General features: G+C 37.3%; 13 protein-coding genes. 6 read left to right on the top strand and 7 right to left on the bottom strand.

The features are described 5' to 3' along the window. Positions 1-7: 7 nt before the first annotated feature. A complete protein-coding gene (locus LB465_RS11255) occupies positions 8-601 on the top strand; it encodes a hypothetical protein (RefSeq protein WP_224469961.1) in 594 nt (197 codons plus the stop codon). Positions 602-636: 35 nt separating this feature from the next. On the opposite strand, the gene LB465_RS11250 is transcribed toward LB465_RS11255, so the two are convergent. After that, the gene (locus tag LB465_RS11250; RefSeq protein ID WP_224469960.1) at positions 637-1,785 is read right to left on the bottom strand and encodes an MFS transporter; all 1,149 of its coding nucleotides are present in this window, start codon (positions 1,783-1,785) and stop codon (positions 637-639) included. A gap of 83 nt (positions 1,786-1,868) precedes the next feature. After that, positions 1,869-3,251 carry an MATE family efflux transporter gene (locus LB465_RS11245; protein WP_224469959.1) on the bottom strand — a complete coding sequence of 461 codons (1,383 nt, stop codon included), beginning with the start codon at positions 3,249-3,251 and terminating at the stop codon, positions 1,869-1,871. Between the two features lie 208 nt (positions 3,252-3,459). Here LB465_RS11245 and LB465_RS11240 point away from each other — a divergent pair, with 208 nt between their 5' ends. From LB465_RS11240 to LB465_RS11225, 4 genes are all read left to right on the top strand, one after another. After that, on the top strand, positions 3,460-3,693 hold the full coding sequence (locus LB465_RS11240; protein WP_224469958.1) for a heavy-metal-associated domain-containing protein: 234 nt from the start codon (positions 3,460-3,462) through the stop codon (positions 3,691-3,693). Between the two features lie 21 nt (positions 3,694-3,714). Beyond that, entirely contained in the window at positions 3,715-4,398 is a 684-nt protein-coding gene (locus LB465_RS11235) for an aspartate/glutamate racemase family protein (RefSeq protein ID WP_224469957.1), read from the top strand. A 231-nt stretch (positions 4,399-4,629) separates the two neighbouring features. Further along, positions 4,630-5,301 carry a response regulator transcription factor gene (locus LB465_RS11230; protein ID WP_224469956.1) on the top strand — a complete coding sequence of 224 codons (672 nt, stop codon included), beginning with the start codon at positions 4,630-4,632 and terminating at the stop codon, positions 5,299-5,301. 186 nt (positions 5,302-5,487) lie between these two features. After that, on the top strand, positions 5,488-6,009 hold the full coding sequence (locus LB465_RS11225) for a 5' nucleotidase, NT5C type (RefSeq protein WP_224469955.1): 522 nt from the start codon (positions 5,488-5,490) through the stop codon (positions 6,007-6,009). 70 nt (positions 6,010-6,079) lie between these two features. Here the strand turns inward: LB465_RS11225 and serA are convergent, their stop codons facing one another. Beyond that, the gene (gene serA / locus LB465_RS11220; protein WP_224469954.1) at positions 6,080-7,972 is read right to left on the bottom strand and encodes a phosphoglycerate dehydrogenase; all 1,893 of its coding nucleotides are present in this window, start codon (positions 7,970-7,972) and stop codon (positions 6,080-6,082) included. A gap of 323 nt (positions 7,973-8,295) precedes the next feature. Next, positions 8,296-8,844, bottom strand: coding sequence for an azurin (azu, locus tag LB465_RS11215; protein ID WP_224469953.1), 549 nt, complete (start codon positions 8,842-8,844; stop codon positions 8,296-8,298). Positions 8,845-9,017: 173 nt separating this feature from the next. On the opposite strand from azu, the gene LB465_RS11210 reads away from it, so the two are divergent. Further along, positions 9,018-11,162 carry a M3 family metallopeptidase gene (locus tag LB465_RS11210; RefSeq protein ID WP_224469952.1) on the top strand — a complete coding sequence of 715 codons (2,145 nt, stop codon included), beginning with the start codon at positions 9,018-9,020 and terminating at the stop codon, positions 11,160-11,162. A gap of 67 nt (positions 11,163-11,229) precedes the next feature. On the opposite strand, the gene LB465_RS11205 is transcribed toward LB465_RS11210, so the two are convergent. From LB465_RS11205 to LB465_RS11195, 3 genes are all read right to left on the bottom strand, one after another. After that, positions 11,230-11,832, bottom strand: coding sequence for a hypothetical protein (locus LB465_RS11205; RefSeq protein ID WP_224469951.1), 603 nt, complete (start codon positions 11,830-11,832; stop codon positions 11,230-11,232). Positions 11,833-12,014: 182 nt separating this feature from the next. Beyond that, on the bottom strand, positions 12,015-12,434 hold the full coding sequence (locus LB465_RS11200) for a nucleoside-diphosphate kinase (RefSeq protein WP_224469950.1): 420 nt from the start codon (positions 12,432-12,434) through the stop codon (positions 12,015-12,017). Positions 12,435-12,545: 111 nt separating this feature from the next. Beyond that, positions 12,546-13,589: an alkaline phosphatase D family protein gene (locus tag LB465_RS11195; RefSeq protein ID WP_224469949.1), complete on the bottom strand. Its 1,044-nt coding sequence runs from the start codon at positions 13,587-13,589 to the stop codon at positions 12,546-12,548. Positions 13,590-13,648 lie beyond the last annotated feature (59 nt).

The raw sequence follows: 13,648 nt of genomic DNA, 5'->3' as shown, positions 1-13,648 counted from the left end.
GACGTATATGAAAAATTTACTTTTCTCTCTCGCAATCCTGGCTTTCGGTTTTCACGGAATAGCCCAGGAAGAATATCTTTCTGAAGAAATCCAGATTAATATGGCCAGTATGGCCGCGCCTGAAGAAGACAGGGACGCAGTAACTGTTTACGGTTATGATCGTGAAGGTAAACCTGTTTTACTTAAAAAAGGCACCAACAACCTGGTTTGTATTGCAGACGATCCTAATATGAATGGGATTTCGGTAAGTTGCTATAATAAAAAGCTAGACGATTTTATGGCTCGCGGAAGGGAATTAAAAGCTGAAGGCAAGGATATGATGGAAACCCGGGCGTTACGCCAACAGGAGGTTGAAAGCGGAAAACTAAAAATGCCCGATGCACCAAGTATGACCTATATCCTTTCTGGAAAAGAAGCGAATTTAAACCGTGAAACTGGAGAGCTGAAAGATGCAAAACTGCGTTATGTGATTTATATGCCTTACGCGACCACTGAAGAAACCGGACTTCCAGATAAACCTCACACTCCCGGAATGCCCTGGCTAATGGATCCTGGAACACACCGCGCACATATTATGATCACCCCGGCTGATAAGGATTGATAATTGAAAGCATTTATTCTTTAAAAGCACCTCTTTTATTCCTGAACATTCTCTTTCTTCTGCTTAAAGAAAAGCTGCGAAATGGGAATAAGCATTAAGGCTGAAATAAAGAAAAGGATAAAAGACACTTTCAAATTAAATAAATGCGCCAGGTACCCAACAAGCGGTGGACCTAAAAGCATTCCCACGATAGCATAGGTTGTAATAATGGATATGGCCATTCCCGGGGAGTATTTTTCCGAAGAACCGGCGAGAAGAAAGGTCATTGGGATTACTGCAGCCACGCCAATTCCTACTAAACAAAACCCGATTAATGCCGGCCAGAAATATGGGAATACAACCATAAGCAATACGCCTAAACATACCAGGGAAGCACTTATAATGTAATTCTTTTCCATTCCTATTCTTTCCACAATTCGATCTGAAAAGAAACGCGATAACGCCATAAAAACCATAAAGATTAAATAGCCCAGTGTAAAAATATCTTCATTCACCACTTCTTTAAAATACACCCCGCTCCAATCGAACATTCCGCCTTCGGTAATTGCAGCAAGAAAAACAATGAAACCAAGATACATCGTTGGTTTATCAGGTTTTCCAAAGCGCAGTTTGTTTCCCTGGGTAGACCTGTCTTTTTTCAGCAAAGATGAAAAAGCAATTAAGGCAAGAATCAGTGTGAAGATGGCAACCGCCGGTAAATGCTGGTAAATAGGAATATCAATTTTTATAAGTAAGGTGGAAAAAGCTACTCCTAAAAGTCCGCCGGTGCTCCACAGGCCGTGAAAAGAACCAATAATCTTTCTTTTAAAAGCTTTCTGTAGGGTTAAAGATTGTGTATTCATAGCGATATTAAATATTCGCATAGAAAAGGCAAAACAAAAAATTCCTATAATTAGTAAAATGAGGCTATCGGCTATACCAATTATACTAAGGGAAGCTGCTAATAAAACAAAGGAGACAATAAGTGGATATCTACTTTCAAAGCGAGACACCAACCACCCTGAAACCGGAAGCCCAATTAAAGAACTTACCGGCATAACCATAAGCAGGTTTCCCAATTCTGCTTCGTTTAAATCGAAAGCCATTTTAATATTAGGAATACGTGAAGCCCAGGTAGAAAAGCAAAAGCCTGAAAGGAAAAAGTAGGTGCTAAGTGCAATTCGCTGCTGGTTTTCGGTTTTCATTTTTTTAAAACTTATAAGGAGATAAAATTGGTATTTATTTCTTCAGAAAAATAATTTAGTGAATTAAATCTTTGCTAAAGAAACTAAAGTTGTCGATGCCTGTAACGAATAGTCCTTAACTTCCAATATCCCATTTTATAATAGGTAAAAGCTACAATCGCCGCGATAAGGTTAGAAATAGGAAAGGCCCACCAAATACCTTCAAAAGAAAGATCGGTATTATTAGATAAAACAAATGCCGTGGGAAATCTAACAATCCAAAGCGCGAAAACTGAAATTAACAGCGACGCCTTGGTAAATCCTGCTCCATTAAAAACGCCGTTTAAAACCTGTTGAACTCCCAAAACTCCGAAACTTGGCGCCATAATCTTTATGAATAACGAACCATCTCGAATCACTCCGGGATCGTTGGGTACAAAGAACGCGGTTATTGGTTCCGCCAAAAAGAAAAGGAGCATGCCTACGCCAGTTAGCCCAAAAAAGGCAATTTTAGCACTTAGGTTTCCAATTTTTTCAGCTCGCTTTATTTTTCCGGCTCCAATATTCTGCCCTACCAGAGTAGTGGTGGCAATAGCAAAACCAAGCGCAGGCACTACGATAAGACTCAAAACCCTACTTCCAATTCCGTAAGCTGCTACAACTTCACTTCCAAAACTAGTTACCAGCATTACCATTACCGTCATTCCACCGGCGCGGGTAGACATTTCTATACTGGAAGGAATTCCGATATTAAACATACTTCGAGTCCAGGCAAAATCGAATTTCATTCTGCTAAAACTAATTTTTATGCCCTTATTTCCGCGGAAAAGAATAATTAATCCTATTAATGCCGATAAGCCCTGAGTAATCACACTGGCTACAGCTGCTCCCGCTACTCCAAACCCGGGAATAGGACCAAAACCGAAAATAAAAAGCGGGTCTAAAATTAGATTTAGAAAAACCGTAGCCAAAACGATATACATTGGTAGTAATACATTCCCTATCCCCCGCATAAGCGACTGGAAAACGTAGAACATAAACAGAAAAATAAAGCCAACTGAAGAAACTTTAAAATAGCTTACCGAATCACTCAGTATTTCGGGACCTGCTCCTATGAGTTTCATTAATGGAGCTGCTGAAAAATATCCTACAATAGCCAGCAAAACCGAGATAAAAAATATCACAAAAACGGTTTGTGAAGAGCTGTAATTAACCTGATCCTGATTTTCTGCCCCTTTATATTGTGAAACGATTACAGTTCCTGCCAGCGTTAAACCGGCACCTAACGATAGAATAAGAAAAAGAATAGGAAAACTAATACTCACCGCCGCTACCGCATCGGCGCCGAGTCTCCCTAGCCAGAAGGTATCGATTAACTGATAGGCTGTTTGTAAAATATTAGCCAGGATTATAGGCCAGGCCAGGTTGGCCAGGGAACTAAAAATCCTGCCTTCAGTATATTTTATGGGCTGCCTTTTCTTTCGCAATTTTTTAAATTTTTAAAAGCTCTTCTTGGTAGGAAAAAAACTTGTTCCCTTACTCAGTCATCGATTTTTAAGTGTTTTTAAAAAAAGTAATTTGCAAAAGTAAGAAACGAGCCCTGTTTTTCTTAAGTAAAATAGCTTAAACTGATTTTCCTCATAAAATCTCTCAAGTCCTGACTTTAAATTTGTAGTAATTAAAAATCAAAAATATATGAAAGCTACTATTTTATTGGAAGACCTTAATGTTGGAAACTGCATTACATACGTCACAAAAGAACTTTCTAAAATTAAGGATATCTGCGATATTTCTCCAGATGCGGAAGCGTCTAAAATCAGCTTTACTTATAATTCTGAAGTTGCGGCTTTGGAAGCAGTGGAGATTTTAAGTTCATTCCGTCATCAGGAAAAGGAAGAAGAATTTAATCAGAACCTTAAAATTGCATAATTTCGGTAAAAACAAAAAGTTATGAATTTACTGGGAATGATTGGTGGCACCTCTTGGCATTCTACCATAGAATATTACCGACTTTTAAATGAGCTTGTAGGCGATAAAATTGGGAGGCAGCAAAATCCGCCCCTGCTTTTGTATAGTCTCAATGTAAAGTTGATGCGTAAAAACGATTCCGAAAAAATTAAAAATTCATACTTAGAAATTGCGCAGAAACTTGAAAATGCCGGTGCTAAGGCTATAATAATTTGCGCCAATACGCCACACCTGGTTTACGATTTTGTACAACCAAAAATCGATATTCCAATACTTCATATCGCTGATGCAGTAGCAAAAGAATCAAAACAGAAAGGTTTTAAAAAACTAGGGCTTTTAGGAACCAAACCAACGATGAAGGGAGATTTTCTTCAGGGAAGACTGAAGGAAAACCACCAAATTGAAACTTTAATTCCTGCTGAAGAACATATCGATGAAACTCACCGGTTTATTTCTGAAGAACTTACGCAGGGAAAATTTACCGATGCCGCAAAAAACTTTTATTTAGAACAGATGCAACTATTAAAAGATCGCGGCGCTGAAGCGATAATTTTAGGTTGTACAGAATTGCCCATGCTAATAAAAGAAAAGGATACCGAAATTCCGCTTTTAGATACTACACGACTACACGCGCAAATGGCTACTGAATTTATTTTGAAAGATTAGTAATTACCTCTGAAAGCCAGCAAAAATTGCTGCCATCTTTATCATATTGCAGGGCCTCAGGAAATTGTTCTGGAATAAAATTCTGCATATCGTAATATTGTATTATTAAATCAAATTTTTATTTTTTTTTTAGAATGGTCTTCGCTACAATTTATTACAAACCAGTTGATTGAGAAAGAATAAAAAGAATTCTCTATCTTAGGTTACTAGCTAACCAAAATAGAGAAAAAAATGGATCAGACTTCTCCAGGCCTGCAAGAGAAACTTGCTTTATTGAAAGAAACTGCTGATTTATTGCCGAGTGTAGTTGTAGTGCATCAGCTAGAACCCTTTACTCCTATTTATATGAGTAAAAAAGGTTTATCGCAGTTAGGAATTAAGCAAAAAGAACTCAAGGAGATTGGAGCCGATTACCATAAGCAATTCTTCAACAATGAGGATATGACCGATTTCCTTACGAAAATGGAAGCTCTTTTAGCGCGAAAAGATCCAAAAGAAACTTTTAGCTTTTTTCAGCAGGTTAAATTTAAAGATCGTCAAAAATGGGTGTGGCATCTCAGTGCCGTTCGTATTTTTCATCAGGCAAAAGACGGTACACCAACCCACACCAGCACTACTGCAATTCCCATAGACCAAATGAAACACATTCCCAATAAAGCCGAACGATTACTGGCAGAAAATATGTTTTTCAACCAGAATCATGAAAATTTTTTAAGTTTGGGAGAGCGAGAAAAGGAGGTCCTGAAACTGGTTGCGCTGGGAGAAAGTTCAGTGAATATTGGTGAGAAACTTTTTATCTCGGTAGAGACAGTTTCTACTCATAGAAAAAAAATTAAACAAAAATTGGGTGTAAAAAATTCCTATGAATTTACAAAATATGCTTACGCTTTTGATTTGATTTAAAATAAAAAAAGGGAAACACCTGATTTAACCCCTACCTTAAATCAAAGTCTAACCCTTTTTATCAAAATGATATATCCCTCCAAATATATCCATAAGGCGACCTGACCACAATACCCAGATGTGGGTATATTTTATTTTTGTACTCTAAAACTTCCTATTTTAGCTATCTGACTTAAAAATTGAACTATGAAAAAATCTATCGCGATAGATATGGATGGTGTTTTAGCTGATGTTGAAGCACATTTTATTAGCTGGTATGAACGAGATTATGGCGAAAAATTCAGTAAAAAAGATTTAGAAGGAAAAACTGAAGAAAATGCATTTCCAGAAAAAGGAATGGTAAAAAAATTCGCTTCAACCGAGAATTTCTTTAAAACCGTTCCGGTTATGCAAGGTGCGGTAGACGCGGTAAAAGAACTTCAAGCAAATTATGAGATTTATATTGTTTCAGCTGCGATGGAATTTCCACAGAGTTTAGTTGAAAAAAGAGCCTGGCTGGCCGAGCACTTTCCATTTATTCATTGGAAAAACATCGTTTTTTGCGGAGATAAAAGCATAATAGGCACAGATATTATGATAGACGATCATTTAAAAAACCTGGATTATTTTAAAGGGGAAACCATTATGTTTAGTGCTTTTCATAACGTGAATTTCAATAATCACCAACGTGCCGATAACTGGCAGGAAGTTTTAGAAATTTTGAAATAAAAAATCCCGGGACTTATTTCCTATATTTTAAAGAAATAACTCCCGGGATATAATTTCAAAAGAAAGTCTTCTAATACAAAACCCTGAAACGTATCGTTCCTTTTAAGCCTTTTAGATCTTTAATCACCTTCTTATCGTATTTCTTATCAATATCGGTAATTACATAACCAATGGTCTCGTTGGTTTTTAAATACTGGCCTTCAATATTAATATCATGCCCGGCAAGAATCCTGTTGATCTCTGCCAAAATTCCCGGCCTGTTCTCGTGAATATGAATAAGCCTGTGTGCATTTTGCAATACCGGCAATTGCAAATTCGGGAAGTTAACCGAGTTGGTTGTACTTCCGGTATTTATATATTCTATAATTTTTCCCGGAACAAAATTCCCAATATTTTCCTGGGCTTCCAGGGTGCTTCCTCCAATGTGGGGAGTTAAGATCACATTTGGTAGGTTCCTTAATTCAGAAACAAATTCTTCATTATTGGTTTTAGGTTCTTGCGGATAAACATCTATCCCAGCTCCCATAATTTTACCGGATTCTAAATTCTTTTTTAGGGCTTTTATATCTACAACGTGTCCCCGACTTAAATTCAGGAAGATCACGTTTTCCTTCATATAACCGAATTCCTTCTCACCGATGATATTCTTGTTTTCTTTCCTTCCATCTACGTGAAGGGTAACGATATCTACGGTTTCTAAAAGTTCTTGAAGGGAATTACATTTGGTTACATTTCCCATTGGTAACTTTTCCTGAAGATCATAATAATAAACATCAAACCCAACAGATTCTGCCATTACAGAAAGTTGTGCGCCAATATTTCCGTAGCCTATAATCCCAAGTTTTTTACCTCGGGTTTCAAAACTGTTATTAGCCGATTTTTCCCACTTCCCTTCATGCATTAAGCGCATTTTATCGGGCAGGTTACGCATTAGTAAGATAATCTCACCAATAGCCAACTCAACCACAGATCTTGTGTTGCTGTATGGCGCGTTAAAAACTGCAACGCCTTTCTTTAAGCAAGCCTGAAGATCTATCTGGTTGGTTCCTATACAAAAAGCTCCCACCGCGATTAGTCTGTTGGCGTTTTCCAGCACTTTTTCGGTTAAATGGGTTTTAGACCGAATTCCAATTACCGATACATCTTTTATTTTTTCACAAAGTTCATCTTCATCCATTGCGCCGGGATGCACGGTAACATTATAACCTTCTTTCTTCATAATGTCCACCGCGTCCTGGTGCACATTTTCAAGAAGAAGTACATTAATTCTATTTTTGGGGTAAGAGATTGCTTTGTTCATATTGTGTACAAATAAAAATTCGTCTAAACTTGGAGTAATATGGTCTGCCTTTTCAAGAATATTTGCTCGTTCTACATTTTCGGTAAAGGCATAAAACTTATTAGCGAGTCCGGCGGCTTTAATTTCATAATCGGTATAACCATCACCAATTACGTAAACATCGCCTTTTAATTTTAATCTTTTAAGTTGTTCTACTTTTCCGTTGTTGGAAGAAAGCACATTGTCTTTATCAAAACCAACTATATCACCATCTTCATTAAATTCAAAAGTATTGGCAAAAACATTTTCGGGTTTAACTCCATAAGGTTCTACAATAGGAACTATAAATTCCTTAAAACCATTGGAAACTATATAAATATTTTTGTGATGGTCATTAAAAAATTCCCGGTTTCTAACAAACGATGAAGATACCCTCTTACCTAAATTTTCTACCAGTTTTGGTAAATCACTTTTATTAGCTTTTAAAAGCCGAATTCGCTCTACCAGGGATTCTCTAAAAGAAATCTCACCCTTCATCCCTTTATCGGTCAAGGATTCTACCTCATCAAGGTTTTTTTGCTTATCGGGATCGTTTGCCAGGGATATCTCTCCCAAAACATCCAGGGCTTCTACCTGGGTAAATGTGCTGTCAAAATCAATTACAAAGTGCTTGTTCTCACTCATATTTATGGTACTCTAAAATGAAGCCTAAAACTACTATTTTTAGCAATCTTAATTAACTTATTTCATTAAAATAAAGGGCTTAAAATCGTATTAATAGCAGATTTTCAATATTTCATAAAATGAGGCGCTATAAAATATGGAGCTCACAAAAACCCCTTGAAAATAGCAGTTAAAAATGAAATTTCTTCGGTTTTTAAAATAAAAAACTTTTCAGTAGAACTAAAATCAGTCTTCCAAAACCGAAAGCTTCAATAAAACAAAAATGCCTTTACCAAACGGAACTTCCGTAGTAAAGGCATTTTCAAAATCTTAAAATTATTTAATTACTCTACGATAAATTTACCTTTCATCACTGAGTAATGACCAGGGAAGCTACAGATAAAGTCATATTCTCCGGCTGCAGGAGCTTCAAATTCTATGGTTACTTCTTCTCCGCCACCAATCATTTTAGTGTGAGCAATAACCGCATCGGTTCCTTCAGGAATGTAATCATTGTCCTTTGCCTGAACAGCTTTTTGTCCAAATTCATTGATCACAGTCCCTTGAGTTAACAATACCCAGTTGTGGCCCATTACGCTTTTTTCCATTTCACCAACGTGTTTTAAAGTAAGTCGAACAGTTTGTCCGGCCTTCACTCTAATCTCGTCTTTATTAAAACGCATTTGGTCGTTTCCTTCAATTGAAACTTCAACCACATCTTCATCTGAAGTACTCATTTCTGAAGCAGATTTATCTGTAGCGGCTTCAGTTTGAGATTGCGGGCTGGTACCATCACCAATAGTAATTTTATCTTCTTTTTCTTCTTTTTTATCTCCGCAAGCAATCATTGCTACGGCTCCTAAAATCAAAACAGTTTTGCTTAAAAATTTCATATTTACTTATTTATAGTTTGTAATTAGTTATATACATTATCAAAGATAAATTAATTTTAATTGTTAACGTATTTCAGCTTCTATTTTTCATTTCAAAGAAAATCTAAAAGTTCTATAGCAGCCAATTTTCCCAAAAACACTACCTTCATAGATTGAAAATAAAACCACACAAAATGAAAAAAGAAATTATAAAAAGCCTGGGGATTTTTGCGCTGGTCGCAGGATTTCAAGCGAATGCCCAGGAGCAAAATCACGAACAAAATATGGATAACATTTTACTTGCTGAATGGACCGGACCCTATGCCGGCGTACCCGCTTTTGATAAAATGAAAGTAGAGCTTGTAAAACCGGCAATGCTTGAAGCAATGGAAAAGCATCTTGCCGAAATTGATGAAATTACCAGCAATCCCGAACCAGCAACTTTTGAGAATACTATTGTACCTTTCGAAGACTCTGGCGATCTTCTAAATCGGGTGTTTACCTACTACGGAATCTTTAGCAGCAATATTTCAAGCCCTGAATTTAGAGACGTGCAACGGGAACTTTCTCCTGAAATCTCAGAATACAGCTCAAAAATTTCACAGAATTCTGAGCTTTTTGAAAGGATAAAAACGGTTTTTGAAAATTCAGAAGAAAATCCGTTACCTGCACCAGAGCAGCGAGTAATCGATCTTATTTATGAAGAATTTGCGATGGAAGGGGCGAATCTAAACGAAGAAGATAAAAAACGTTACGCCGAAATAAACAGTGAACTTTCTGAATTGTATACCAAATTCTCCAATAATGTACTGGCGGAAGAAGAAAACTATATTGTTTATTTAACCGAAGACCAACTTAGCGGGCTACCGGAATCTTATATAAAAGCTGCGGCCAGCACCGCTGAAGCCAATGGAGAAGCCGGGAAATATGCAGTGACCAACACCCGATCTTCTATGGATCCTTTTTTGACCTATTCTGACGAAAGGGAACTTCGCGAAAAAGTTTGGAACAACTACTATTCCCGTGGTGATAATGATGATGAGTTTGATAACAATGAAGTGATTAAAAAGATCCTGAAACTTCGTGATGAACGTGTAGAATTACTGGGTTACGATAATTTTGCCCAATGGCGCCTACAAAACCGAATGGCAAAAAATCCTGAAAATGCCATGGAACTTATGGAAGCGGTGTGGCCGGCCGCACTCGCTCGTGTTGAAGAAGAAGTAAAAGATATGCAGGCCGTAGCCGATAGTGAAGGAGCTAATATTGAAATTAAGCCCTGGGATTATCGCTATTATGCCGAAAAAGTAAGAAAAGAAAAATACGATCTTGATAGTGAGGAAGTAAAGGAATATCTGGAACTTGGCAACCTAACCGATGCGCTTTTCTATACCGCCGGCGAACTTTTTAATTTCGAATTTCAACCGGTAGAAGAAGGTAGCGTTCCCGTTTTTCACGAAGATGTAAATGTCTGGGAAGTAACCGATAAAGATTCAGGAGAACTTATTGGGCTTTGGTATTTAGATCCTTTTGCCCGTCAGGGAAAACGTTCAGGTGCCTGGGCAACTACCTATAGAAGTTATTCTGAATTAGAGGGTGCTAAACCCGTTTTAGCGTCCAACAACTCTAATTTTATAAAACCGGCTCCCGGAGAACCCGTTTTGGTTTCCTGGGACGATGCTACAACATTCTTCCACGAATTTGGACATGCTTTACACTTTCTGGCTGCCGATATTAAATATCCTACCCTAAATAGTGGAGTTCGCGATTATACCGAATTCCAGTCACAACTACTAGAGCGTTGGTTATCTACAGACGAGGTTATAAACCGTTACTTAAAACACCACGAAACCGGCGAGATTATTCCTAAAGAATTAGTAGCTAAAATTAAAAAAGCTTCTACTTTTAATCAGGGATTTGAAACCACCGAGTTTCTTGCTTCTGCTTTAATGGATATGAAATACCATACCACAGATCCTGATAAAATTGAACCTAGAGAGTTTGAAAAAGAGACCCTGTACGAACTCGGGATGCCAGATGAAATTGTGATGCGTCACCGTTCTCCGCATTTTGGACACGTATTTTCGGGTGAAGGTTATGCAACCGGATACTACGGTTATTTATGGGCAGATGTGTTAACTTCTGATGCTGCAGAAGCTTTTGCCGAGTCTCCCGGAGGATTCTACGATGAGAATATGGCAGAAAAACTGGTGAAATATCTTTTTGCGCCAAGAAATGCTATGGATCCTGCTGAAGCTTACCGAAAGTTTAGAGGTAGAGATGCCAAGATTGATGCGTTAATGCGTGATCGTGGTTTCCCTGTTCCTGAAGATAAATAATCTATCAAATGAAACTTTGTAGAAAACCTGCCTGGAAAATTTCTTTTAGGCAGGTTTTCTAATTTAACTATTTCTCAATTGCGGTAGCTACCAATTTATTGGGACCAGCCATAAAACCATATAAATGCATTTTTTCCTGAGTGATTTTTTCAATAGGTACAGCAGTAATTGGATTACCGTGGCGATGAATTACCAAAAAGAAGGTGTCATCAACTTTCTTCAAGTAAGACTCCATTATTTTTCCATCAGCGTGATCCTGAAAGTCGATGATAAAGTTTTTACCTCCGCGAACTAAATCATATTTTATTTTTCTAATTTCTTCAGGGCTCAGGTTGGTTTCGGTAGGAACCAAACGTATATAATCTACTGGCTTCTCTAATCTCGGGGAAGTAATACTTAGCCTGTTGGGATTTTTAAAATTGAATTCAGCAAAGGCAAGCGTATCAATTTTCAACTTGTTATCTTCAGTTTCATAGGAAGTTTTAGTCACAAATTGATCAAAATTATAATGGGATAAGGAGTCTTCACTTACTTCCATTAAATGTATTCCGGGAAAGGCTCCAAAACTTTTATTTCCGGATACAATCCATTTACCTTCCAATTCCTGTGCAGTAATTGAGGTGCCAAATAATAAAACAAAAAAGACCAAATAACTATCTATAAACTTCATACTGAATACTTTAAATTTCAACAATAATTTAAAAATAAGCTGGCTAAAAACCATATTTAATCGATACTATTCACATTAAAAAGACAAACAGCAAAATTATAAATGTTTGTAGGACAATATAATAGACACAAAAAAACCACCAGCGAATCACTGGTGGTTTTTATATAAAATAAATTTTCTGCTTAGAACATCTCTCTACCAGAGAAATGAAAAGCAGCTTCAATCTGTGCATTTTCGTCGCTGTCACTTCCGTGAACGGCGTTTTCACCAACAGATTTTGCGTATTTCTTTCTAATAGTTCCTTCAGCCGCATCTTCTGGATTTGTCGCCCCAATTAAAGCTCTAAAATCTTCTACAGCATTGTCTTTCTCCAACACAGCCGATACGATTGGCCCGCGAGTCATAAACTCTACCAACTCTCCAAAAAATGGACGTTCCTTATGTACTGCATAAAATTCTTCAGCATCAGCGGTAGCCATTTGAGTCATTTTCAAAGCTACAATTCTAAATCCTGAAGCGGTAATTTGTTCTAATATTGCACCTACATTCCCGGCTTCAACAGCATCGGGCTTTATCATGGTGAATGTTCTTTTTCCTGCCATTATATGGTTTTTTAAATTTTGGCAAAAATAATTAAATAAGCTGCAAATACAAGCTCCTTTAAGTTTTATATGAATTTAGCTTTCAGGCAGCTGCATTTTTAAAACCTGATTCTATTTATCTCTGTACTGTACCAAATATTCCTGCTGAAGTTTATTACCAACCCCGCGCATCTCCATTTTCACCTGTCCAGAATCAAAATCAAACTTTAAAAGTCCAAAACTTAAATCGCTCACTACCTCTCCCACTCTATATTGATTGGGTTCCCCGCTAAAATCGGAATATGCATGCGTCATCCCACTGGAAGTGAAATCTACTAAAGGATAATCCCAACCTTCAATTTTCTTTTCTGAAAATTCTGAAATATGGCGATCGCCGCTAAGGATAATTACGTTTTTTGCTTCTGAAGTTTTAAAAAGCTTTTCCAGTTTTTCTACTTCTGAAGGAAAATTTCCCCAGGTTTCAAATCCGTGTTCTGCTGAAAGCACCTGTATAGAACTTAAGATCACATTATAATCGGCAGTACTATTATTTAATTCATTCTCCAGCCATTTCCATTGTTCGGCTCCTAAAATTGTTCCTTTAGAATTAATTTTATAGCGCTGCCCTGGTTTTTCACTCGGTTCTAAATTCGATCTGAAGTAGCGAGTGTCCAAAACAATTACATTTATTGAATTTCCCGCTTCCTCAAACTCTTCTGCGTAATAAACACCTTCCCTTTCACGGCGGGGATCATTTTCAGGGACATCGAAGAAATCGAGGAATAACTGCTGACTTTCATCTTTATATTCCCAGTCTTTTCCGGCATCATTTTCACCATAATCGTGGTCATCCCAGGTGCCAAGAACCGGTATAGTTTTCCATAACTTTTTATAATCTGGATGATTTTTCTGTATTTGGTAGTCGGCTTCCAGTTGGGCCATATCCTCGGTATCGGCATAAATATTATCGCCACCCCAGAGAAAAAGATCGGGCTTTTCTCCTATAATCGCACTCCATAATGGCTGGGCTTTCTCCTGCCGATTACAGCTTCCGAAGGCGATTTTATAATCGTAAGTTTCAGCAGTATTCCCGGTTTCTTTTTGAGTAACTTTAGAATTACTTCCGCAGGAAATAAATAGAAAAAAGCTTAAAAAGAGCGATAAAATTACCTTCATTTTTTGTTGATTTGTTGAATACAAAAATACAGATTGGTTTTTTAAGCTGGTATTAATAA

It is taken from the genome of Salegentibacter lacus (assembly GCF_020164555.1).
GTDB lineage: Bacteria > Bacteroidota > Bacteroidia > Flavobacteriales > Flavobacteriaceae > Salegentibacter > Salegentibacter lacus.
Note: the sequence above shows the minus strand (reverse complement) of the source record. Positions and strands in the feature narration are given on the sequence as shown.

Bases quoted from the DNA above. Each gene is read 5' to 3' on its own strand.
- LB465_RS11235 (WP_224469957.1), top strand. From the start codon at position 3,715: ATGAATTTACTGGGAATGATTGGTGGCACCTCTTGGCATTCTACCATA.
- LB465_RS11230 (WP_224469956.1), top strand. From the start codon at position 4,630: ATGGATCAGACTTCTCCAGGCCTGCAAGAGAAACTTGCTTTATTGAAA.
- LB465_RS11210 (WP_224469952.1), top strand. From the start codon at position 9,018: ATGAAAAAAGAAATTATAAAAAGCCTGGGGATTTTTGCGCTGGTCGCA.
- LB465_RS11255 (WP_224469961.1), top strand. From the start codon at position 8: ATGAAAAATTTACTTTTCTCTCTCGCAATCCTGGCTTTCGGTTTTCAC.
- serA (WP_224469954.1), bottom strand. From the start codon at position 7,972: ATGAGTGAGAACAAGCACTTTGTAATTGATTTTGACAGCACATTTACC.
- LB465_RS11250 (WP_224469960.1), bottom strand. From the start codon at position 1,785: ATGAAAACCGAAAACCAGCAGCGAATTGCACTTAGCACCTACTTTTTC.
- LB465_RS11240 (WP_224469958.1), top strand. From the start codon at position 3,460: ATGAAAGCTACTATTTTATTGGAAGACCTTAATGTTGGAAACTGCATT.
- LB465_RS11225 (WP_224469955.1), top strand. From the start codon at position 5,488: ATGAAAAAATCTATCGCGATAGATATGGATGGTGTTTTAGCTGATGTT.
- LB465_RS11205 (WP_224469951.1), bottom strand. From the start codon at position 11,832: ATGAAGTTTATAGATAGTTATTTGGTCTTTTTTGTTTTATTATTTGGC.
- LB465_RS11195 (WP_224469949.1), bottom strand. From the start codon at position 13,589: ATGAAGGTAATTTTATCGCTCTTTTTAAGCTTTTTTCTATTTATTTCC.
- LB465_RS11200 (WP_224469950.1), bottom strand. From the start codon at position 12,434: ATGGCAGGAAAAAGAACATTCACCATGATAAAGCCCGATGCTGTTGAA.
- azu (WP_224469953.1), bottom strand. From the start codon at position 8,844: ATGAAATTTTTAAGCAAAACTGTTTTGATTTTAGGAGCCGTAGCAATG.